The sequence below is a fragment of the Nocardia thraciensis genome, from assembly GCF_054782435.1.
In genome coordinates this window covers 39,760-63,175 of the sequence record NZ_BAAGSM010000037.1, presented here as the reverse complement: position 1 = coordinate 63,175, position 23,416 = coordinate 39,760, and the positions used below count along the sequence as shown (strand labels likewise).

The following is a 23,416-nucleotide window of genomic DNA, read 5'->3' as shown; positions in this document are numbered from 1 at the left end:
GGAAGGTTGGGTCGTGGCAGGGAGGAGCGGAGAGGTCATCGGCGGCACGGGGGCGTGTCGTCGGCGCCGACCGGCAACTGGGCGCGTTCGGCCGCGGTGTAGTCCCGGTTGTGGACCGCGCACAGCCGGTCGAACATCTTCTCCCGATCCAGATTCACGCGCAGCACACCGCCGCGGTAGAGAATATGGACCATATTGTCGTCGACGGCCACATCGTAGATTTTCCCCGGCAGTTGCAGCGCGGCTATTCGCCCACGATCGCGGTCCCACACGTCGATATTGTTCGGAGCGGCCGCTTCCGTCACCACCCACAGGCCGCCCGGCGTGGTTCCCCGGATATACGGCGGCGGCGGCATCGGCTGGGACAGCTTGGTGACGGCGCCGGTCTCCGGGTTCCACGCTTCCACGAATTCGGTGGATACGTACACAGTCGGGTCGATCGGGTCGTGGTACGCCCCCTCGTATTCCCACGGCCGCTGAAAATCGAAACTTCTGACGCGCTTCCGCTCGGACAGATTCCACACGGCGGCCGCACCCGAGGAAATGACCAATATTTCGTCCGGGCGGGTCGCGGATCGCCCGATGTCGCCGTCGGCGCCCAGCCGCACGAGTTCGTCGCGGTCGCGCCCCAGCGTCAGCGGCTCGGACAACGGCTTGGCGTCGCCGAGGCTCCAGCGGGTGAGCACGCCGCCGTACATGGCGAGAACCTCGTCCGGGCCCGAGAACATCACATCGCCCCGCCACCCCTCGGGGTCGCCGAGTTCGGCCGGGAACGGCAGCGCGATGCGATGGACGACCTCGAGCGTCCGGGCATCGAAGACCACCAGTTGCGGGCGCGAGCCGACGGCAACGAGGTAACGCCCGTCCGGAGTGAATTCCACGACCGGTTGGGCGCCGAGGTCGATGATGTCGACGGGGCCGCCGGGAACGGTCTGCGCCAGACGCCGCACCCGCGGCCGCACCTGATCGACCTCGAGCCTGCCGGTGGGCGCGGCGGAGTCGCGGGTATAGGTGGCGACGGTCGCCCCATCCGCCGACCACGCCGTGACCGCCGGCTCCTCGGCGAACGGATCGGCGTCCACGGGCGTCGCGGGAGCGAAGCGCAGCAGCCCCTGCTGGGCGAATACGTTGACGACCGGGCCCCGATCGGTGTCGGTGATGATCGTGCTGTCCTGTCCGGTGCTGCGGCCGACCTCGGCTCGATAGATCTTGCCCGTCTTCAGGCTCATCAATCCGAGGCTGAAGACGGCGTCGCGTGGATGGTTGTCGGCATCGATGAAGAACTGCTCGGAACTGTCCAGCTTGGCCCGTATGCAGAAGTCGTGGTCCACATCGAATCGGAGCCGCTCGGCGCCGGTTCGGATATCGAAGACCGCGAGCGTCCGCCCTGATTGATTCGGCCGTTCCGGGAGACAGGAGTAGATGCTCCCCCGGACGGGGAACCCGTCCGGCAGCGCGCGGATCACCTTCCCGCCGAGGTCGCGAACCACGTTGTGGATTTCCGTGCCGTCGGTTTCATCGAACACGATTTCCGTGCCACCGGCGCCGACGAACCGTGGAATCTGATCGCGCCGATCCGGCGCCGGTGGAAGCACCGCTATACGAGTCGGATGCGAGGTCGAGGTGTCATACACCTCGATGGCGTCGGGGCCGGACGCCTTCCCGGGCCCTCGCTCCGGATCGATGGACAACACCAGCATTCCGCCATCGGCCGAGAGTCTCGCTCTGATGGCGTGGTCCGACAGCTCCCGTGCGGCGCTCGCATAAACGTGCACCGGCCCGGTGCGGCCGCGCACATCCCACACCGAGACCCGTCCGCGCCGCTCGACCACGGCGATCTTCCCGCCGTCGTCGGACATCGCCACCGAACTGACGCGCTCATCGACAGGCACCCGCCAGACCGTCGGATGTCCGTCGCGCAGACCGGTCTGGACCCGGACCCCGCCATCGGTGCCGACCGCCGCCAGCGTCGCGCCGTCCGCGCTGGCCGCCGCCGCGATCCGGCCCTGGCCGGTCGGCAGCTCACCCGGCGTGAAATCGGAGATCGCGCCGAGGCTGGCTTGCTGGTACAGCAGGGCGCCCTCGACCTCCGGGTGGCCGGGCGCGTGACGCTGTGCCGCCTGGGCGAATTGCCGGGCGGTCAGCGGCTGGGTGTCGGCCAGGCGCATCGATTCCTTGGCGAGGTTGATCCCGGCCGCCAGCCGCAGTTGCTCCGCGCGCTCCTGGCTGGTGCGATACGCCACGACCGCGGTGGTCGCGGCCACCAGGGCCAGCACGGCCGTCGCGGCGGTGACAATGCGCCAGCGGCGCACCTCCCGGCGCCGCACGCGTCGGCTCGCCTGGACGAAGCGGCGCTGCGCCGGGGAGAGGTCCGAGGCGCGGGCGGCCTGCCATTCCTCGGCGGTCGCCAGCGCACTACCGCGCAGCAACGCGCCGCTGTCGTAGTGCGAGGTCTCCCACTCGAGCCGCCGATTGTCGAATTCCTGCTGCCAGGAACGGAAGTCGCGATCGTATTCGAGCCAGCCGCGCAGGGTGGGCCAGTTGTCGATCAGGGCTTGATGGGCCAGCTCGACGATCACCGCGCCGTCGGAGCGGCGATCGACGGCCACCAGCCGCTCGCGGGCCAGATGTCCCGCGAGACCGTGCAGATCCGGGTGGTCGGCCAGTGTCACCGCGGACCGGACGAATCCGGCGCCGGTCCTGAGCGGTACCGCGGTCATCGTCAGCAGCCGCCGCACCGCCGCCGCCTCCGGCTCCGTGAACCGGGCGAGCGCGCGGTCGGCCCGGCGGGTGATCGCCCCCGCGACGCCACCGGAGCGCTGGTAGTCGGCCAGGGTCAGCCGCCCGCTGCCGCGCTGTTCCCACAGCTCGGTCAGCGTCGACTCGAGCAGCGGCAAACCTCCGGGCTGATGCACCGTGTCGTCGACGAGCCGCTCGACGAGATCGGCATCGATACCGACACCCGGCGCATGGGCCAGCGGCCCGCGAATCACATCCCGCAGTTGTTCCCGGTCCATGGCCGCCAGCGCCACGGTGGCGCCGTCGAGCAGGCTCGCGATCTCGGTGTCGACGAGTTCGCCGACGGCCTCCCAGCGCAGCGTCATCACCACCCGCAACGTCCGGCCGCGGTCCTCGGCGGCGGCGACCAGCTCGATGAGCCGGTGCACCAGCGCCTGCGCCCGCGTCGGCGCCGTCGCCGCCAGATCCTCGAACTGGTCGGAGAACACCAGCAATCCCTCGTCGGGGATGCGATCCACCAGTTCCGCCACAAGGTCGCGGTTCACCGCCGCCTGCCGCACGATATTCATGACCAGGGCCGACAGGTCGCCGCCCTCGTCGTGCACCGGCGAATTCGAGGTCGTCGACAGGCCGGTGAGCCGGACGACCGCGACGGCCATGCCGCGCGCCCGCACCCGGGGGACCACGCCGGCACTCACCAACGACGACTTGCCCGTCCCCGAACCGCCGACCACCGCCACGAACGAGCGCTGGTCCAACGCGGTCAGCACCCGTTCGATATCGGCATCGCGGCCGTGGAACAGCGCGGCGTCGCCTTCCTCGAATCGCTCCAGCCCGCGATACGGATTCGGCAGCATCGCCGGATCGATCCCCAGCACCTCGGCGATCGGAATCATGAACGCGGTCCGGGTATATCGGCGCCGGTCCGCCGCCACCGCCATGCCCACCACGGCACCGGAGGCCGCATCCCACACCGCGGCCCCGCTGAACCCGCCCGTAATCGGCTGCCCGCCGCCGGCCGCCTGCAGTTGCAGCCAGCCCACCCCCTGCGCCGCCCGGAACTCACCCGCCACCCAGACACCGGAGTCGAATTCGGCCGGGAAACCCAGCATCCGGAACTCCCGGCCCCACGGCTGCTCGGCCCGCCAGAACGGCGGCGCCACCACCGGCTCCGGCAGGTCGTCGACGATCTCCAGAACGGCGATATCGCCGCCCCCGTCGGCCGTGATCGGCGCCCACCGGCGCACCCGCGCACGCACGCGGACACCGGCGGGCAGCAGCGGAAAGTCGATCCACACCGCCGTATCCGGTGGCCGAGTCTCCTGTGCGTCGGCACCGGCCGCCTCGGACACCACGTGCGCACAGGTCGCGACGAGGCGCGGACCCACGACGAACCCGGCGCCGATCACCGCGCCCGACTCCGCGCGGACCCGTACCGCGGCCGAGCCGAAAACCCCGCTCTCCCCGTCCGGTACGCCTGCCCTCATCTCGCGACTCCTCCCACCGCAACCCGAGGTCGGCGGTGGCGCGGATACTACCTCGACGCGTCGCTCCCGACGCGGCCGAAGCCGTCCGCCCAACCCTTTTGCCGCCCACCGGGTCTATGACTGCAGGAACACCAGGAGGGAACATGGGGAACAACGGCATAACCGTGGACCTGCCACTGCATCCCGATGTGGTGAACGCGCTGTGGCAGGCGAGGTCCGACGCCGGACCGGAGCCGGTCGACACGCAGGACCTGCTGGTCGCGCTGATGCGGATGGACTCGTCCGGCCGGTGGAACCGGATCGAGTTGCACTGCGGCGATTCCGAGATTCTCGCCGGAAAGGTCGCACTGGATCCCGCCGCCGACAGCTCGACACACTGGGAGGGCATCCGGCTCACCGACACCTGTGCCACCGCGCTGCGCACCGCCGTGGACCTGGCGCACCGTTACGCCATGCCGGGCGTTCCGGCCGGGATCGTGGCGCTCGCGCTGGTCGCCGATGGTTCCACCGCCGCCGCGCAGGTCCTGAACGACGGACTGGGCCGCCAGGACCTTCTCGATCTCGTGCAGGCCGATGTCCTGGGCACCACCCTGACCGGGCTGGAGTCCGTGCTGTCGTCGGCGCCGCCACCTCCCGAGATATCGGCTCCCGCAACATCACCCGCCTACCCGCAGCGCCTGTACTGCCAGCACTGCGGCGCGACGCCCGCGGCCGCGGTGACGATCCGGAGCCATCGCGGCTTCATCCTGATGATGCAATTCGTGCGCATGCCCGGCCCGTTCTGCCGCGACTGCGGCCTCGCCACCCTGCGGCGGATGACGATCGAGAGCGTGTGGCTCGGCTGGTGGGGGCCGCTGTCGCTGTTCATCAACGGCATCACGATCGTGTCGAATATGTCCGCCCATTCGCGGATAGCCCAGCTCCCCCCGCCGATTCCGGGCATGCCGGGACGGCCGATGGATCCCGGCAGGCCGCTGTTCCGCAGACCCGGGTCCATCGGGTTCCTGATACCACTGGGAATTCTCCTGTGGTTCCTGGTCATACTCCCGCTGCTGTCGAGCTGATCCGCGCCCGTGGACGGTTTCCGATGTGGCCCAACCATTTCGCCTCGACCGCCGTCGTACCCGGTAGGCGATGACCTCGTCGACCACACGAACTCACCCGAGAGGGCAATCACATGTCTTTGTCGCGCACGACATTCGGCACATTCGCGCTGCTGACAGCCGCCGCACTCGTCGGAGCGGGAGCGGGTACGGCACACGCGAGCGCGGATATGCACGGCGCGATCGCCATTTCGTTTCGCACCGGCAAGGTGGCCTCGGCCGTGAACTACCCGACCCCCGCCGAGGCGGGCCGGGCAGCCGACGAGCGCTGCGGCGGCGGCCGGGACTGCTCCGCCTACGTGTACTTCGTCAACGGCTGCGGCGCGGTGGCCCAGGCCCCCGACGACAGCATCGCCTGGGCGTGGGGCGTGAACCGGGAAGACGCCGAACAGAGCGCCATCAACGGGCTCGGCCTGCGCGCACCCAAGTTCCCGAGCCTGGGCTCGGCCTCGCCGAGCGCCGCGCACATCGTGCTGAGTGACTGCACCCGGACGGGCGGCCCCTCCGCGCCGGGCGGCCGCACGCTGCCCAAACCCTGACCTGATCGGACTGCACAGTGATCGAGACGGCGGCGGCCCCGTGACCAGGATCGGTGAATGGTCCACCATCCCCGAGCCCCGTACCCCGCGACGGTGGTCGAAATGGTGGATCGTGTTGTATTTCCTCGCCGGAATCGTCGCAGCGACAGCGACTTTCGAATCCAACCTGGCGGCCTGGGACCGGTGTGCGGTGGACCCGGAGGCTGGCGGGAGCTTCGCCATCATGGCCCGCTTCGCCGCCGCCCTGGTGGTCATGCCCCTCGTGGGTGCCGCGACCGGAATCATGGCGGTCGTCGCCAACGCCTTGTTGCTTCGTAATCCGCACCGGCCCCGGCTCACCGGCCGTGTTCCCCTCGCTATCACCCTCGTGGGCGCGGGCGTGCTGCTGTACCTGATGAACATCTGGATCGCCGCGGGCGTACCGCCGGAAGGCTATTGCGACATGAGATGAACCACGCGGCGGCGCGAACCATCGGTATGGTGTTCGGGTACCGACAGGTCCGTCACCCGGCGGCCGCGAACAGCATGGCGAGATCGAATGAACAGCCTCCCCGAATCCGGCCTACCCGCCGAGACCGCACTGACGGCACTACTGGGAGCCGTGCTCGCGGACTGCGCCAAGGATCCGCTGTCCTGGCTCGCCCAGCCGATCCCGGGCCCGGCCCTCATCCGGATCGGTCGCGGCAGCGCCCGGCCCGAGCAGGCGGACCAGTTCGACGAGTTGTTGCTCGAGGCCTTCGATTCGGCCAGCGACATGCTGCTCGCCTGGGCCACCCGGCAGGTCGGCAGCCGTACCGATGCCGAGGACATCGTGCAGACCGCGTTGATGCGGGTGTATGCCGCCAGGCCCGACATCGCCACCGCCGACCAGTTGCGCGCCTATCTGTGGACGGTCGCCAAGAACCTCGTGCGCGATGCCTGGCGGCGGGCGGCCACCGATCGCGAACGGTTCGACTCTGACGGCGACGAGCGGATCGCGCTGCTCGCCGACCGCGCCGGCCTGAACATGGACGACATCGTGGTCCTGCGCCAGGCGTTGATCGGCGCGCTGGACACGCTGCCGCCACGCGAGCGAGAGGCGGTCGTGCTCCGAGCCTACGAAGGCAACACCTACGCGGAGACCGCCCGCATCATGGGCGTCGCCACGGGGACGGCGAAAGGGTACGTGCACGACGCCCTGCAGCGGGTGCGGGCGCAGCTCGATCTGATCGCGTGACAGCTCAGCTCCCCTGACTGCAGCGCATACCCCGCGCGACGGCGGAGCCGGGGTCGCTTCGGGCCCGGCGCGCGGCTTCCTGCAGAATCTCGTATCTCCGTGACGCCGGGACGAAACCGGCGATGTCGCGGCGCGAGGTGATCATCAATTTGTGCAACGCCGCGGCCATCTGCGCGTGCACCGTGCGGACCGATGTACCCCGGCGGGCGGCGATCGCGGTATTCGTCCATCCGGCGGCGGCCAACAGAGCCACGTGCTGCTCGGACTTCGACAGCTCGTTCCATCGCGAATCCGCCGCGCCGTCGAGATGGTCCGGCTGCCGCTCACGATCGAATCCGAAGGTCCCCGACAGCACCCGCTCCAGTCCGTCCCGCTTCAGCCGCAGTCGCGCGCCGCGGCCGTGGGCGGCGGTGAATGCCTCGGGCCCGAGCAGATCTCGGGCGACCGCGACCGCGGCGGCGGTGCGTTCGGCGAAGTCCGCGCAGGCTCCGAGGTCGATCCCGAGACCGGCACGAACCGCATCCATGACACCGGCCAGGCGAGCGATCTCGGCGGCGGCGCCGGTGCGCAGCGCCCCGGGGCCCCCGGCGCCCGCGATGCTCAGGGCGAGCGCCCAGATGCGAAGCGACGCCGCCCACGCGATGCCCCAGTAGTCGCCGACCGATATCAGGTGCGACGCCGCACGGGTGATGAGATCGGTTGCGCGCGAGGCCTCCCCGCGGTGTATCAGCACCACGGCCTCGATGAGATCGCCCCACGCCATCGTCCATCGGGACGCCGCCGCACCGGCGCGGGCACGAAGCGGACCGAGGAAGCGATCGGCCTGCTCGGGCCCGTGCAGCAGCGCCGACGCCGCGGCCCCCGACACCGCGCACCTGGCCGCCATGCCCGGCGCACCGTCGCGCTCGAACTCCTCTCGGGCGCGGGCCAAGACGTCGATCGCCGCCCTGTCCCGGCGAACCAGCCACAGCTCACATCCGGACGCGAACTCGGCGGCGGGTGATCGGCGGAATTCACCCGCGGCAGCGCACTCTTGCAGCCACCCCGCGGCATCGTCGGCCGAACCCTGCCGCAGCGCGATCCACGCCAGCGCGGCCGTCGCGCGCACCCGCAGCCCCGCCGGTGGTTCGGCGGAGGCCAGGGCGCGCACGGTCCACTGCCGCATTTCCGGTAGCGACAGGGTGGCCGATGCCGGAAGTTCCTGCAGGCCGACGCATATCTCGAGGCCGAGAACCGCGTCGGCGGGTCTGTCGAGGCCGAACCGAATCGCCGTCCGCAGGTTCGGCCACGCCGACCGCACCCAGTTCAGCAGTTCGTCCTCGCGCGGGCCGAACCAGTGTGCCGCGGCATCGACGACCCTGTTGCGGTAGTACTCCAGATGCCGACGCGCCGGATCGCCCGCGGCGACCGCCGTCCGTTCGCGCAGCCGCTCCCGTGCGAACACCCGAAGGCTCTCCAACAGCGAATAACGCGGACCCGCCGGTGTGAGGTGCACCGATACCATCGATCGGCGCACCAGCCGCTGCAGCAGATCGTCGATCCGGCTGCGGTGCAACCGTGTCGCGGCAGTACCGCGCCCGCCGCCGGGGAGCGCGTCGTCGGCGCAGACGGCCTCGATCGCGGCCAGTTCGCTGCCGCCGTCGGCGCCGGGTGCGACGGACCCCGGTGCGAATACCGACATGCGTTCGAACAGCAGGCGCTCCTCGGCGCCGCACAGGTCGTACGACCACGCGATCGCCTCGCCGATCCCGCGATGCCGGTCCTCGACCCCGATACGGGGCATCCGCGGCCACCGCAGCCGTTGATCGACTTCCCCGTTCAACCCGTGCAGCAGGACCTGCAGCGGCCGGCGCTGGAGGTAGGCCGCCGCCAGCCGGATGTAGAGCGGATTGTCGTGCAGGTGACCGCAAATGGCGCTCGCCGTCTCGAGCTGATCGTCGGTGAGGGAGCGGCCGACGAGTTCGGCGCGACGCCGAAACAGGTCCAGCGCATCGTGCCGCGGCAGCGGCGGGACGGCGATCGTCTGCTCCTCGTCGAGCCCGAGCGACTCGCGACTGGTTGCCAGCACGATCATTCCCGGCACGGTGTCCAACAGGCCGGGCAGCATCGCGGCGACGCCGCCGCGGACGTGTTCGCAATTGTCGAGGACCAGCAGCACCTGCGATCGGCGGGCCGCCGCTGCCGCGGCGGCGAGTGCGTCGACGATCACCGGCCCGGCCCGGCCGTCCACCGCATCCGACCCCACCACGGAACGCGCGATCTCCTCCTCGATGGCGGCGCGGCCCGAGTCCTTCGCCATATGCGCGAGCCGAATCCAGCGCACGGGAACGCCGGTGGCCCTGCGATATCGGCGAACCGCCTCCGCGGCCAGTTGCGTCTTGCCGATCCCCCCGGTCCCGGTCAGCGTGACCAGCCGCGCCGGTGTCGTCAACGCGGCCAGCAGGCCGTCGAGTTCGGCATCGCGGCCGACGAATCCCACGGTCACGACGGGCGGATCGGGAACGCGCAATTCCGGGCCGGGAGGTCGATCGAATGGTGTGATATCCGCCGCCGCGACCTCGCGAACGGGTCGCGGCGCAAGACCCTGCGATGATTGCCGGTTCCAAAGCATCGGAATCATGACTCTCCTCGCATGCCGCATCCGTCCTAGGTCATCTGCTACGACCGTGGGCGGTCCGAAAAGGTTGGGGCTTGGGCGACCGCGGCACTCGACACCCAATTTCTGCCGGAATACCTAGGACATACCGATGACTCACCTACCTATGGGCGGTATAACTGGCGCCCGGCTCTTTTTGACCTGTGAGTACGTGATTCGAACACAAAAGAGGAACGCACCCGACAAAGCCGACTACCGAAAAAGGGTATCGCCGTCGATATGGCATCGAATAGACCTCGAATGCCGGCCTGCGAATACCCTCTACTGTTCCCAAGAATGGGGGTTCAAAGCGGATGTGATATGCAAGCATTGCGCCCGCCGAAGTTCGGCGGGATATTTCGGGTTCTCCGGGAGATTCCGTTCTCGGGGAATACGATGCGGATGAAGGTCATCACAATGAACGCTCGGACCGTGCTGGATTCGAGTCGCAGACTGCTCGTGGGCGCCGTGCCGGTCGCGATGGCGATGGCATCTGCCGGAGCGGGCACCGCCGACGCGACCAATCCCCAGGTGCTGCCCTGACCCCTTGCGACGCGCATTTCGGCGGCCGACCCCAACCCTCTCCACCCGCGAACCGTCTGTAAAGAAGTGACAAGACCTTTGCCAGGCACGACTCGGACACATAGGTTGACCTTCGGGACAAACCGGCAGTCCGAATGGGGAACGAAGTGAAAGCGCTCGGCCAGCTTGCAACTTTCTTGCTATGGCTCGGCGCATGGCTTGCCCTCATCGTCGGCGTGGTCATGCTCGTTCCCGCGGCCGCGATGCTCATGCGGGACCCCCAGGCCGCCCCCACGTGTGACGAGAAACCGATGACGCCCGGGACCACGTGCCGCTACTACCGCAACGGCGAGTCGGCGGGCGGGAAGTCGTACGAGCAAGCGCTGGCGGAACAGCGCGGCAGCCACGAGACCGGCACCCAGCTGCTGCTGAGCGCGGCCGGGGTGATCATCGTCAGTTCCGCTGTGCTGGTAGGGGTCAGATACGCCCGCTCGTCCGGCGCCCCGAAGTCGGCCGCCGCCACGCCGACGAATCCGGTCGACCAGGATCCGCGGCAGCGGGAACTGCTCCGGGCCGCCACTGGCGGCGATCCGGTCGCGATGAACAACCTGGCCCGACTGCTGCAGGATCAGGTCGCCCGACAGAGCCGCCTCGAGCGATGGCGACGCCGGTACCGCAACGGCGGCGACCTCGCCGAAGCCGAACTCTGGTTTCGCAGAGCCGCGGTCGCCGGCCACCCGGACGCGATGGCCAGCCTGGCGGCCCTGCTCAACCAGGACGGGAACCGCGACGAGGCCGAATTGTGGTATCGCAGAGCGACTGCCGCCGAGGGCGTGCCGTACACGCCGCACACGGTCGCGGGTACCGGCGCGCCGGTACCGCCGCCGACCCCGACCCCGGCCGGTGAGTTCAAGACCCTGCTCGGCATGGTGATGGGCAGCCACGCCACGGCCGAGCGGCTGATCGCCTTCGAGCAGCGGAAATTGCCGGATGCCGGCCGAGCGGCGGCCATCACGAAGGCAATCGAGAGACTGCAGGCGGATCGCCGCCGGTGAGTCGGAGAAACATGTCGCCAGGTAATCTCGAGCACCGCGCCGGTCGGGCGCCGTCCGATGATTTCGTCGGGCGCGAGCAGGAGCTGGACGCGATCGTCACCCTGCTGCTGCGGGGGACGCGGCTGATCACCTTGATCGGCCCCGGCGGCATCGGGAAGACCCGGCTGGCCGCGAAAGCGGCGCAGCGGTTGGCGAAGGCGCGTCGCACACCGATCCATTGCGTGCGGCTGTCCCGGCTGCCCCCCGACAGCGATGCGGCGGCGATCGAGGAGGAGATCGCTCGATCCGTTGCGGTGACGGACTATTCGGGCCGTTCGACCTGGGAGGCGTTGTCCGCCACCTTGACCAAGACCGACGCCCGCGGCCGGTCCGTGCGGGTCGTGCTGGTGCTGGACAACTGCGAGCACGTACTGGCCGGTATCGGCACGATGGTCGCTCGAATGCTGGAGGCGATACCGGGGCTGTGCATCGTCGCGACCAGTCGCGAGGCGATCGGCTGGGTGGACGAGCAGCAGTTCGCGGTACCGCCGCTGCCGCCGCATCGAGCGCTGCAATTGTTCCGGGACCGAGCCGAGCTCGCCGGTCGGCCGATCTCCGGTGCGGACGACACGGCGGTGGCCACACAGATCTGTCGGCAGATGGACTATCACCCGCTGTTCATCCGCCTGGCCGCCGGGCGGCTCGCGCGCCAGCCGCTGCGAATGGTGCTGCAGCAGATCGGCGGCGACCGCGGCAGCGACCGGCGCCTGGATTGGTCCCCAGGACCGGTATTCGGCAGCGAGGAGCGGCACCGCAGCATCAACGACGTCATCGGCTGGTCCTATGACCTGTGCACCGAGAAAGAACAGCTGCTGTTCGACCGGCTGTCCGTATTCGCTGGGGGCTATGACACCGATTCGGATGCCCCGGATGCGCCGCTGCTGCCGGTCGGAGCCGATATGGACGCGATTCGGCGCGTCTGCGCCGATCCCGGAGACGACCGCGCCGCCACCGCGACGCGCATTACCGGCGCGGAGGTCGAAGATCTGCTCGAGCGGCTGGCAGACCAGTCGCTGGTGTCGCGCCACATCACCGCCACCGCAGTCTACTACTCGCTGTCGGAAAATCTTCGCGTGTACGCCCAGCAGCAGCTGAGCCGACGCCCGAGCGAGGGGGGCGACGCGTCCGCGGAACTCGCCGAGCGTCATCGCGACTACTACCGCGACCGAATCCGACAGGCGGCGAAGAACTATTTCGGCCCGGCGGAGGAAAGCCCGATCGACTGGGCGATGGCCGCCTGGCACAACATCGTCCTCGCGATCGACCGCAGCCTCGCCCCCGGCGGTGACGCGCTGCGCGGCCTGGAGATCTGTGTGGCACTGCTGGTGCTGCGGCTCGCCTTCGTCAAGGGTTCGTTCCGGGATATGCGACGGCGGACCGAGCGCGCGCTCGACGCCACCCGCGAGTTGTCCCCGGCGCCGAACGACCTGCGGGTGACGGCGATGGCTCTACTGGTGTGGATCATGTTGTGCCAGGGCGAAATCGGCGATGCCGAGCGACTGCTCGACGAATGTTTCCGAACCTGTGGGCCCGATGCGACGGGCGCGTGGCGCGCGACGCCGGACCGAGACCTCGGTCTGCCCCCGGTCGTGGATTTCGCCTGGGGCGCAGAACTTTTCGTGGTGAGGAAGGATCCGGTGGCTGTCGCGGTGCTGCAACGCGCACAGCGCGGGTACGACCGCGTAGGCGACACCTCGGGGGCGATTCCGAGCCAGCAGCTCACGGCGCTCGCCGCCGCACTGCTGGGAACCGTGGAGCAGGCCCGGGAGCTGGCCCGGCGGTACCTGGAGCGGACCACCGCGGCGGGCGTGTCCTGGACCAGGTCGTGGGCTCAGCTGACCTGGTCGATCGCGCTGACGAGGCTGGGCGATCCCGGCGCCGCCCTCGCCGTGCAGCGCACGGTGCTGGCCGAACTCGTACCGGCTCGCGAACGGTGGGCGGCCCTGTGGGCGGTGGAGTTTCGCGCGTGGACGCTGGCGCGGATCATCACCGATCCCGGGTGCCGGTCGGCCGACCTGCGCACGACCGCGGAGATAGCCACCGAGATCGCGCTGCTGGCGGGCGGCACGCGGCGACTGCGCGCCCGGCTGGGCGTCGACATCCGCCAGCTCGGGCCGTTCGCGGACCTGGTCGAGGAATACGTGCGGGCCGCCGAGAACGCGCTGGGCCCAGACATGTTCGCCGCCACCGAAGCGCGCGGGGCGCGCCTGCGGCCGGAGTTCAACGAGGTGCAGCGCCTCGCCATGGGCACGTGGCACGCGCGCAAGCGCGCGGCCCCGGCCGACGGCTCGGATGGCGCGCGCTCTCGATGGGCCACCCTGACCGCGGCGGAGCAGGATGTCGCGGTGCTGGCGGCGGCCGGATGGACGAACTCGGCGATCGCCGCGCGGCGCGGTAAGTCGCGCCGCACCGTCGACACCCAGGTGGCCGCGATCCTGCAGAAGCTACAGATCACCGCGCGCGGCGACATCGCGAAATTCGTTCCGGAAGAGGGCGATTTCAGCTGAACGCGCGCAAACACAGCACGTAGTACCGAGTGTCGTCGGAGTTGACGTAGGCATCGTTGTAGTCCGGGTACTCCCGGCACAGGAAGGTGTTGTTGGTGCCCTCGAGGCGCGCGAGCACCTTCGCCTGGGCGGCCGGGTCGGAGCAGTCCATCGTCACGAGTTCGACTCGGGGCGAGTCGATGCTCTTCCCGTCCCGGGTGCCGACGCAGTCGCCCGCCGACACCTCGCCGGAGCCCCCGGTCTTGCCGAGGGCAACTCCCGCCACCACGCTCACGACGAGCACGACGGGAACCAGCAGGCCGAGCGCGGCGGGCCGCCGCAGCAGCGGTTTGCCCGGGTCTCGCGGGGGCCGCACACCGCCGGGCGCCGGTGGCGCCAAGGCGGCTACCTGCGCGCGGGCGGGCAGGTTGAGCAGCATGGTGGCCGGGTTGACGACGAATGACAGGATGCCCCACCAGCCGAACAGGGCGCTGTCGGCGGTCATTTCCCGGTAGGTGGCCAGCCCGCAGTCGCGGCAGAAGGGGCCGGGTGTCCGGCGGAACTGCATCAGGATCACCATGCCCCGATGTCCCCGGAAGTCCACCCGCGCCGCGGGACTCGCGCCACAGACGGCGCACTGGATGCCGTCGGCCCCGGGGGCGCTCGGCGCCGCCGCGGGACGCGTCTGCTCGAGCTGCGACTGCCCTTGGGCAACAGGGTAATTCGGCTGCTCGGCGGGCGCGCCGGAAGCCTCGGCGGGACGCTTGAACCACTGCCGGGCCGAGCCGCTGTACAGCAGCACGATGATCGCGATCACCGCGATCAGGCCGAAGGGGCCCGGGGACATTCGCACGATGGTGTAGCCGGATTCGGTGTCGGCGTTCCCGCTGCTGCTGTTGAAGGCCACGGAGCCGAACGCGACGAATCCCTCGAGAACGGCGAATACGGTGGCGGTGGTGCGCACCCCGCCCCGGCCCCGGGTGAAGTAGCGGGCGGTGATCGCGAGGGCCCAGAAGAACACGTATCCCCGGGCGTTCCCGCCTGCCGCGTGCGGGTTCCCCATTGCGATCAGCACGACGGTGCCGACGCCGCCGATGGCGGCCATCACGAAGACGATCACCCGCGCCGCCCGGACGGTGCCGGGCAACTGCCGGGACGAAGGCGTACCGACCTGGCCCGCGGGTCGCGATGTCTGGTTCATGTCTGTCGCCTCCCGGGGACGGTTCCGCCGGTATCGGTTCCCGGCCTCGTAGCTGTCGACGTTCGGCGACCGCGAATGGTTGGGGCCCTTCGCCGCCGCGATGGCGGTGATGCGGACCGCATGCTGATGCGAAACCGGCTACCTAGGTAACCAACCTGAGATCGTCGAGTCGCGCGAACGACACTGGGACCGCAGAGAGGTGTGAGCCGTGATGTGCCACTTGCCGTTCGAGCACGCCGGTGATCGACCGGCGCAGCGGGCTCCGGCTCGCGGGCGCCCGACAACACCCGGCGTTCCGTCGTTCGACGAGTTGCTGGTCGCGGTCGTGGGGTCAACGTGGGACACCCTGCTGGCGTCGGTGACACGGCAGGTCGGCAGCCGGATCGACGCCGAGGACATCGTGCAGACCGCGCTCCTGCGGGTGTACCGGACCAAGCCGGACATCACCGAGGCGGACAAGCTGCGCGCCTACCTGTGGGCGGCGGTCGCGAACCTGGTGCGCGACTCGTGGCGGCGGTCGGCCGATACACGTAGGCAACACGAATCCTATGGGGTCGAGCGGGTCGCATCGCTCGCCGACCGCACGGAGCCGAACATCGACGACATGATCGCCCTGCGTCACACCGTCCTCGCCGCCCTGGGCACGCTGCCGCCGCGCGAACGAGAAGCCGTGGTGCTGCGGGCATTCGAAGGCAATACCTATGCCGAGACCGCCCGGATCATGGGGGTGACCACAGGCACGGTGAAGGGGTATGTGCACGATGCGCTGGCGCGAGTCCGGGCGCGGCTCGCCGCGGCCTGATCCGTGGTCTCGCATCGCCGGCCTCACCCGTGGCAGGGCGGCGTCGAATCGGCGCCGATCGGCAACTGTGCGAGCTCGGCATCGCTGTAGCCGCGGTCGTTGATCGCGCAGAGACGGTCGAACATGCCCGCCTGGTCGAGGTCGATGCGCAGCGTGCCGTTGCCGTACAGCACGTACAGGGAGTCTTTCAGCACGGTGACGTCGTACGACTGGTTCGGCAGCTTCAAGGTCGCGATCCGGCCGCGAGCGGGATCCCAGATCTCGATATCGTCCGGAGATCCCGGCTCCCGCGAGACCCACAGACCGCCTGCGGTCACCTTGATGATGTCGATCGGGTCCGGCATCGGCTGCGCCGGTCGGCTGATCGTTCCGGTCTCGGCGTTCCACATCTCGGTGGCGCCCTTGCGTGCGAGATAGACGACGGGACGAGAAGAGTGGAAGAACATTCCCCGTATCTGTGAGACCTGCTCGTGGTCGAGTGTCCGGACGCGCCTGCGCTCGTTCAGATTCCACACCGTGAGGCCATGGCGCGAACCGATCAGGACCTCGCCCGGAACGCCCAGTTCGGCGATTCCGCCGTCGTTGGTCAACCGCTCGAGTTCCGCCAGGTCACGCCACAGCGGCAACGGATCGGCCAGTTGCCGCCCGTCCGTGACGCGCCAGCGCGTCAGCATGCCGCCGTACACGGCGGCCACCTCGTCGTTGCCGAGAAACGTTGCCGCCCCGCGCCATCCGGTCGGGTCGACGATCTCCGGCGGGGTCGGCAACGCCATCCGGTGCACTACCGCCAGCGTTGCGGCCGAGTAGACCACCAGTTCCGGGCGGCCGCCGATGGCGATGAGATAGCGCCCGTCCGGTGTGAATTTCAGCATCGGGCGATCCCCGAAGCCGCCCCCGTTCGGCGCCGGGCCCAGCTCGAGGCGCGCGATACGGCGCTGCCCGGCGCCGACCCGGACGACCTCCAAACGTCCCGCCCGCGTGGCGGTGTCGACGCTGTAGGCGGCCACGGTCTCGGCATCGCTCGACCACGCGGTGACCGCCGGTTCGTCGTCGAGCAGTCTGGTGTCCACCACCGGGGCGGCCGGGGCGTATCGAACGAGACCGCCGCCGGTGAGCATGCCCAGGGCCGGTCCACGATCGGTCTCGGTGACGATGAGCCCGCCGTAACCGACATTGCGCGCCAGGCCGATTCGATAGGTGGCGCCCGTGGCCAGGCTCGACACCAGCCCGCTGTGGGCGGTGTCGCTCTCGCGGCCGTCGGCGGAGAACAGGTACCGGTCGGCCATATCCGTCGTCGGGCTTTCACAAGCCTTGCGGCCCATCCGATATCGGAACCGCTCCGCACCGGATTCCGGATCGATGACGGCCAGGTCGGCCATCGACTGCTCCGGCGGTGACGGCTGGCACTGCAGGATGGCGTTCCGGGTCGCCGTACCGTCCGGCAGGACTGCGACGACGTTTCCGGTCCGGATATCGCGCACCACATTGTGGAACCGGGTGCCGTCGAATTCGGTGACCCAGAGCTGAGTTCCGTCGGCGCGGAAGCTCGCCGGATATTGATCGAAGGGAACAGCGGGCAGGGTGCCCACACGGGCCGGTTTCGGTCCCGAAGTGTCGTAGATTTCTACGATGTCCGGGGGCGACGGTTTCAAACCGTTCCTGCCGGGATCCCACGAGAGCGCCAGCAATCCGCCGTCCTCGGAGAATCTTCCGGTCACCGCGCCCTCCGACGCCTGCCGCACGGCGCCCTCGCGGACGGTCACCGGCCCGCTCCGGTCGCGGACGTCCCAGACCGACACCGCGCCGTTCTTCGTGAACAGCGCGATCTTCCGGCCGTCTGGAGACAGATCCAGACCGACGGCGGGTTCGGGCATCGGGATCCGCCACACCGCCGGTCGCGGCTCCCGCAGCCCGCTCACCACCCCGGCGAGGCCGTCCGCCCCGACCGCGGCGATAACCGAACCATCATCGCTCGCAACGCCTTTGCCTTCACCGGTCGGCATGCCCGCGGTGAAGTCGGCCATCGAACCCAGCCCCGCCTGATGGAACAGCAGGGCGGCGTTCACCTCCGGATCGTCCGGGGCATGCCGCTGCGCGGCCTGCGCGAACTGCAGAGCCGTCATCGGCTGGGTATCGGCCAGCCGGATCGATTCCTTGGCGAGGCTGATCCCCGCCGCCAGCCGCAGTTGCGCCGCGCGCTGCTGACTGCTCCGGTAAGCGACGACGGCGGTGGACGCGGCGAGCACCACCAGCACCGTGAGAACGGCGGCGACGGCCCGCCAGCGTCGAATCTCCCTGCGGCGCACCCGCCGGCTCGCATCGATGTAGCGGCGATGCGGATACGGAATGTCCGCCGCCCGGGTGGCCAGCCAGTCCTCCGCCGCCGTCAGCGCGCCGCCGCGCAGGAGCGTCCCGTTATCGCGCTGCGCCGCTTCCCAACTCCGCCGGTCGTGGTCGAGAGTGTGCAGCCACGAACGGAATTCACGATCGTGTTCCAGCCGATCGCGCAGTCTCGGCCAATTGTCGATCAGCGCCTGATGGGCCAGTTCCACCAGTTCGGTCCCGTCCGGCCGGCGGCCGATCACGACCAGCCGATCGCCCGCGAGATACCCCGCGACGCCGCGTGCCTCCGGGACATCCGCCAGCGACACCGCCGAGCGGACGAAACCGGCGCCGGCGGTGCCGGGCACCGCGAGCATCAGCAGCAACCGCCACGCGGCGGCCGCCGAGACCGGGTCGGCGAACTGTGCGAGCGCGCGCTCGGCACGCTCGGCGATCGCCGCGCCGACCCCGCCGGAGCGGTGGTAGTCGGCCAGCGTCAGCCGCCCGCCCCGGCGCTGGTCCCACAGCTGCGTGAGCATCGACTCCAGCAGTGGCAGCCCGCCCGGTTCGTGCGCCGTATCGTCGACGAGCCGCTCGACGAGATCGTCGTCCACCACGACGCCGGGAGAATGCGTTGCCGGGCCGCGGATCACCTGGCGCAATTGTTCGCGGCCCATCGGGGCCAGCGAGACGGTCGCGCCGTCGAGCGGGCCCGTCAGCTCGTCGTCGACGAGGTCGCCGATCGCCTCCCAGCGCAGCGTGGACACCACCCGAATTCGCGGCTCCGCCCCGACGAGCGCGAGGATCCAGCGCAGCGTGGCCCGCGCCCGGACCGGATCCGTCGCAACCAGTTCCTCGAACTGGTCGAGGAAGATCAGCAGGCCCGCGCCCGAGAGGCGTTCGGCCAGCCGCGCCGCGCAGTGGACCGGGTCGAGATGCGGCGCCGCCTGGGCCAGCTCCGCGACGAAGGCCGACAGTTCCGGCGGGTCCCCGCGGCCGCCGGGCCGCGCCACCGGTACGCCGCCCACGAGTCGCACCGTCGCCACGGCCAGGCCGCGGCGCCGCATTCGCGGCAGTACGCCCGCACCCACCAGCGACGACTTCCCGGTCCCCGACCGACCGACGACCGCCACGAACGACCGCCGCTCCACCATGGCGAGCAGTCGATCGATATCGTTGTCGCGGCCGTAGAACAGGTGTGCGTCGTTCTCCTCGAATCGTTCCAGGCCGCGGTAGGGGTTCGGCAGCGCCGCGGGGTCGAGCCCGAGCACCTCGTCGATGGGGATCATGAACGCGGTGCGGGTGTATCGTCGCGCATCCGCGGTGACGGCCATGCCGACCACCGAGCCCGAACTCACATCCCACACCGGGGCCCCGCTGAAACCCGGGGTGATCGGCTGCCCGCCCGCGGCCGCCTGCAACTGCAGCCAGCCGACGCCCTGTGGTGCGCGGAACTCACCGGCGACCCACACGCCGCGGTCGATCTCGACCGGAAATCCCAGCATCCGGAACTCGCGCCCCCACGGCTGGGTCGTCATCCAGAACGGCGGGGCGGCAAGGGGTCCGGGCGATCCCTCGACGATGTCGAGCACCGCGACATCGCCGCGGCCGTCGGGCGAGATCGGCGCCCAGCGGCGCACTCGTGCCGCGGCCCTGCCGCCCCCGACGTGCAGCGGGAAGTCGATCGTGACGGGCAGCCGCGGCGCCCGCGGATCTTCCGGGTCCGTGTCGAGCGCCTCGGCGACCACATGGGCGCAGGTCGCGATCGAATGGGGTCCGATCACGAAGCCGCCTCCGACCACGGTCCCGGCACCGGAGATAATTCGCACCGAGGCCGAATCGGGTTGCAGGCCGCCGGGTTCCCCCGCCACTCCCATCGGAGAACTCCTCACCACCGCCGCCCGCTGCCCTGTTCGGCCGCGCGACGTCGCCAGATATTAACCGATCTACCGCGCGTCGAGTACTTCGTGGAGGATCCGGGCGAAGGCCTCCGGCTGGCCCGGGTACCCGGACTCGGGACCGGAGAAGCCGCCGTGGTGGCTGGGGAACAGAACCAGCTGCCGACCGAGTCGGTCGGCGATGGCGGCGCTGGTGCGGTGGGTGACCGTATCTGTCGATTCCTCGCCGTAGCCCAGGACGATCCGGGTCGACGCCGCGGTGAGAGCGGCGATGTCGGGCCGGTAGGCGAGGACGGGCCGGGACCGCTCCGACAGCAGCGGGTGGTCGCGCACGCCGTCGTCCTCGGTCGGCAGGCCGAACATCGCGGGGTCCGCGGCGGGCGCGGCGAAATAGTCATCGGTGAACTCGCCCTGCCAGGATGTCATCGCGATGAAGGTCGCCATTCCCGCGCCGAAGCCCTTCGCCGCGTAGGCGCCGCGATACCCGTCGGCCGCACGCTCGGCCGCCGCGGCGTCGGGGAGCGCGGACAGCAGCGGCGGTTCGTGCGCCACCAGCGTGACGACATCGTCGGGGTGGGCGGTCACGAGCGCCAGCGCGACGATGGCCCCGCCGCTGCTGGCGAAGATCTCGACCGGGCCGCAGTCGAGGGCCTGGATGACGGCGTGCACGTCGGCGGCGTGGACCGCCGGGACGTTGTCGACCCGGCCGTCGGTGCGGATGCTGCGACCGAGTCCGCGCGGGTCGTAGGTGACGACCGTGCGATCGGGGAAATGCGAGGCGAGCGTGGTGAAGCCGTTCGCCTCCATCGGGAGGCCGATCATCAGCAGCGGCGGCCGCCCGTCAGCGGTCGGCAGCGGCCCGTCGACATCGTAGGTGAGTGTTGCGCCGGAGGTTTCCAGTTTGTTGGTGATCATGCCGGTATTGACGTGCCCGGCGGCGCAAACTCATCGGTGGTGCCCGGTGCTGTCGCGAATCGTCACTCGTTACTTGCCGCAGTCAGGGCGCGTATCGAAACTGCACTGGCTGCCGGTGCTCGTCCCGATCAGTCCGGTCACGAACTGATGCAGCAGATTCTGCGGGCTGCGCGTCGAGACAGCACTCGGCTCGGCGTGGCCGTCGGGCGCCGCCGCGGCGGCCGCACCGGCGGCGGTCAGCAACGCCGTGGTCGCTACCGCGGCCGCCGCGGCGATACGGACCGAAATGCGTTGTGTCGAAGGCATTGTTCTCCATTTCCACTGCTGTCGATGTGCACTGCTGTCGATGGCCGGTGGGTATGCCGACCGGTAGCCAGCATGGCTACCTACGTACCGAGTCGTCATCGGTATCGCCCGGAGCCAGGGCGCCCGAGCTATTTCCCAGCGAGCCCGAGCGCGGTGCGCGCCACCGTGGTCGCCCGGTCCTTGGCTTCGCCGTAGGCCAGTCCCCGGCCGGTCCAGGTGATCTCGACGGTCACATCACCGGCCAGCACCGCCGCCGTGGCGCCGGGGTTGCTGTACAGCTTCGCCTGTGCGACGGCCGCCTGCTCGCCGAGGCCGGGCATATGCTCCGGTACCGCACCGTATTTCGGGTCCGACATCGTCGTGATCGCTGCCTCATAGCGTCGGCGGGCGTTGTCGGCGGCCTGAAATCCGGCACCGCTGTAACTGGCATGCGTCCGCACAGCGACGGAGACGAATCTGGCGCCGGTGGACCAGGTGCAGGACTGCTCGACCGGCGTTTCGGTCGGCGGGGTGATCGGGTTCATGGGTCCGAGCAGTTCGCGGTCCGGCATCCGAGTGGCCAGGGTGCGGCACAGGCCGCTGAGGTCTTCGGTCGCCGGAGCCGCCGCCCGGCCGGGCATCGGCCTATCGACGTAAGCGCCCAGCGCCCGCTGGATTTCGGCGAGGTCCGGCTCGGTGTGCAGGTTGGATCCGGCGGGCAGCAGCACCAGGTACGGGCACCCGTCGGTCCGGCTGGAGCCGCGCAGCGACACGCTGCCCACCTTGGCGCCGGTGCGCGCCTCGTACACGCTGGCGTCGTAGAGTCCGCGGTGCAGCGGGATGTCACGGTTCTGGAAGACGCACTGCCCCAACCGTTCTCCCTCGCGCGCCACCCCCAGGCAGACGATCAGCTGGTATCGCTCGGCGTCGACTCCCATCCACTGCCGAGCGCGGTTCAAGTCCCACCCCGAGCTGTCGGCCGGGTTCACGTTTCCCATCTCGTCGGTGCGGAATACCACGACCGGGTGCGGACCGGCGCCCGCATAGGGATCGGCCCGCGTGAAGTACGTGCGTTGTTCGGCGCAGCCGTCGGAGAGGTCGCCGCTGTCCTGCAGCGCGACGTCCGAGGCGATCGGAGTAGGCTCCGCGCCTATCCTGCCGAGCACTCCGCTGTGGGCGACCAGCCCGATCGCCACCACCACCAGGGCCGCGGGTATGAGGAATCCGAGCGCGGCGGGCCTGCGGGACAGCGGCTTTCCCGGCCGCATCGGCCGACCCGGCATGCCCGCGATCGGCGGCGGGAGCCTGCTGATGTCCCGATAGGTCAGCAGGTTGAACAGCATCGTCAAGGCGTTGATGAACACCGAGAGCGGACTCCACCAGCCCCGCCACACGTTCTCCAGCGTCATCCGCCGGTAGGTGGCGAGCCCGCACTCGCGGCAGAAGGGTCCGGTCTCGCGCCGAAAGGTCATCCACAGCAGCAGTCCGCGGTGACCGTAGATGGTCGCCGGAGCGGCGGGCGTCCCACCGCAGTGCGCGCAATACCAGAGTCGTTGCGGCGCGGGAACAATGGGGGCCCGGGCGGGGGTCGACCGCGGGCCCGCCCGGCGCGGTGCACCCGCCCCGGCCGCGAACTGCCGCAGCGCGGATTCGATACCGCCCAGCGGCAGACCCAGGACGTCGGATTGCAGCAGGCTCAGCAGTTCGGCGCGCGCCAGGCCGTCGAGAGCCCGTGCGGCCGCGCAGTTTTCATCCGCGACCAGGGCCAGCGCCAATACCCCGGCGGGCAGTGGCCACAGGTCGTAGCGGTGCGCCAGCCGCCCGGCGATATCGAGCGCCGTCGCGCAGCTGTCGGTCAGCCGCACCCCCTCCCAGCTCGCGGAGCTTCCGTTCGCCGTGTCCAGCACAGTCTTCCCGGCAATGCCATCGGGATCACCGCAGTGCAGCCATACCCGATCCCACGCCCCGGCCACATCAGCCCGCATCAACGCCACAAGCAGATCGCGAGTATCGACAGGACGCGGCGAGACCCGGGACCCCGCGGTACGCAACGCCACCGTCACGGACTCGTGTAGCTCGCCGCCGATCGATAAGCGCTTTTCCATCGACACTCACCCCTCGAAACCGGCTTACAGAGCAGCTGTCCGACAGTCGCGCGCGCCGGTCACAGCA

At 70.0% G+C, this 23,416-nt stretch carries 15 protein-coding genes; 8 read left to right on the top strand and 7 right to left on the bottom strand.

What is annotated here, in order from left to right; all coding sequences use genetic code 11:
* Positions 1–35 precede the first annotated feature (35 nt).
* Complete coding sequence (locus ACYVLQ_RS24265) at positions 36–4,226, bottom strand: nSTAND1 domain-containing NTPase (protein ID WP_460699824.1); 4,191 nt, start codon at positions 4,224–4,226, stop codon at positions 36–38.
* Positions 4,227–4,369: 143 nt separating this feature from the next.
* On the opposite strand from ACYVLQ_RS24265, the gene ACYVLQ_RS24260 reads away from it, so the two are divergent.
* The 4 genes from ACYVLQ_RS24260 to ACYVLQ_RS24245 all read left to right on the top strand — a co-directional run bounded on the left by ACYVLQ_RS24260 (position 4,370) and on the right by ACYVLQ_RS24245 (position 7,084).
* Complete coding sequence (locus ACYVLQ_RS24260) at positions 4,370–5,290, top strand: hypothetical protein (RefSeq protein WP_460699823.1); 921 nt, start codon at positions 4,370–4,372, stop codon at positions 5,288–5,290.
* Positions 5,291–5,403: 113 nt separating this feature from the next.
* Complete coding sequence (locus ACYVLQ_RS24255; RefSeq protein ID WP_460699822.1) at positions 5,404–5,868, top strand: DUF4189 domain-containing protein; 465 nt, start codon at positions 5,404–5,406, stop codon at positions 5,866–5,868.
* A 40-nt stretch (positions 5,869–5,908) separates the two neighbouring features.
* Positions 5,909–6,319 carry a hypothetical protein gene (locus ACYVLQ_RS24250; RefSeq protein ID WP_460699821.1) on the top strand — a complete coding sequence of 137 codons (411 nt, stop codon included), beginning with the start codon at positions 5,909–5,911 and terminating at the stop codon, positions 6,317–6,319.
* An 87-nt stretch (positions 6,320–6,406) separates the two neighbouring features.
* Complete coding sequence (locus ACYVLQ_RS24245) at positions 6,407–7,084, top strand: RNA polymerase sigma factor (protein WP_460699820.1); 678 nt, start codon at positions 6,407–6,409, stop codon at positions 7,082–7,084.
* A 4-nt stretch (positions 7,085–7,088) separates the two neighbouring features.
* On the opposite strand, the gene ACYVLQ_RS24240 is transcribed toward ACYVLQ_RS24245, so the two are convergent.
* The gene (locus ACYVLQ_RS24240; RefSeq protein WP_460699819.1) at positions 7,089–9,569 is read right to left on the bottom strand and encodes an ATP-binding protein; all 2,481 of its coding nucleotides are present in this window, start codon (positions 9,567–9,569) and stop codon (positions 7,089–7,091) included.
* 567 nt (positions 9,570–10,136) lie between these two features.
* Here ACYVLQ_RS24240 and ACYVLQ_RS24235 point away from each other — a divergent pair.
* The 3 genes from ACYVLQ_RS24235 (at position 10,137) to ACYVLQ_RS24225 (ending at position 13,842) form a co-directional block, all read left to right on the top strand.
* A complete protein-coding gene (locus ACYVLQ_RS24235; protein WP_460699818.1) occupies positions 10,137–10,262 on the top strand; it encodes a hypothetical protein in 126 nt (41 codons plus the stop codon).
* 221 nt (positions 10,263–10,483) lie between these two features.
* Entirely contained in the window at positions 10,484–11,296 is an 813-nt protein-coding gene (locus tag ACYVLQ_RS24230) for a hypothetical protein (protein WP_460699817.1), read from the top strand.
* 11 nt (positions 11,297–11,307) lie between these two features.
* On the top strand, positions 11,308–13,842 hold the full coding sequence (locus ACYVLQ_RS24225) for an ATP-binding protein (protein WP_460699816.1): 2,535 nt from the start codon (positions 11,308–11,310) through the stop codon (positions 13,840–13,842).
* On the opposite strand, the gene ACYVLQ_RS24220 is transcribed toward ACYVLQ_RS24225, so the two are convergent.
* Entirely contained in the window at positions 13,835–15,022 is a 1,188-nt protein-coding gene (locus ACYVLQ_RS24220) for an LppU/SCO3897 family protein (RefSeq protein WP_460699815.1), read from the bottom strand. The genes ACYVLQ_RS24225 and ACYVLQ_RS24220 overlap by 8 nt on opposite strands.
* A 211-nt stretch (positions 15,023–15,233) precedes the next feature.
* Between ACYVLQ_RS24220 and ACYVLQ_RS24215 the strand changes: the two genes are divergently transcribed.
* Positions 15,234–15,824, top strand: coding sequence for an RNA polymerase sigma factor (locus ACYVLQ_RS24215; protein WP_460699949.1), 591 nt, complete (start codon positions 15,234–15,236; stop codon positions 15,822–15,824).
* A gap of 23 nt (positions 15,825–15,847) precedes the next feature.
* Here ACYVLQ_RS24215 and ACYVLQ_RS24210 read toward each other — a convergent pair whose 3' ends face one another.
* The 4 genes from ACYVLQ_RS24210 to ACYVLQ_RS24195 form a co-directional block, all read right to left on the bottom strand.
* Positions 15,848–20,023 carry an nSTAND1 domain-containing NTPase gene (locus ACYVLQ_RS24210; RefSeq protein ID WP_460699814.1) on the bottom strand — a complete coding sequence of 1,392 codons (4,176 nt, stop codon included), beginning with the start codon at positions 20,021–20,023 and terminating at the stop codon, positions 15,848–15,850.
* A gap of 69 nt (positions 20,024–20,092) precedes the next feature.
* Positions 20,093–20,959 (bottom strand): alpha/beta fold hydrolase, encoded by an 867-nt coding sequence (locus ACYVLQ_RS24205; protein ID WP_460699813.1) that lies wholly within the window; start codon positions 20,957–20,959, stop codon positions 20,093–20,095.
* Between the two features lie 69 nt (positions 20,960–21,028).
* Positions 21,029–21,265, bottom strand: coding sequence for a hypothetical protein (locus ACYVLQ_RS24200; protein ID WP_460699812.1), 237 nt, complete (start codon positions 21,263–21,265; stop codon positions 21,029–21,031).
* Positions 21,266–21,393: 128 nt separating this feature from the next.
* Positions 21,394–23,349, bottom strand: coding sequence for a hypothetical protein (locus ACYVLQ_RS24195; protein WP_460699811.1), 1,956 nt, complete (start codon positions 23,347–23,349; stop codon positions 21,394–21,396).
* Between the last annotated feature and the right edge of the window lie 67 nt (positions 23,350–23,416).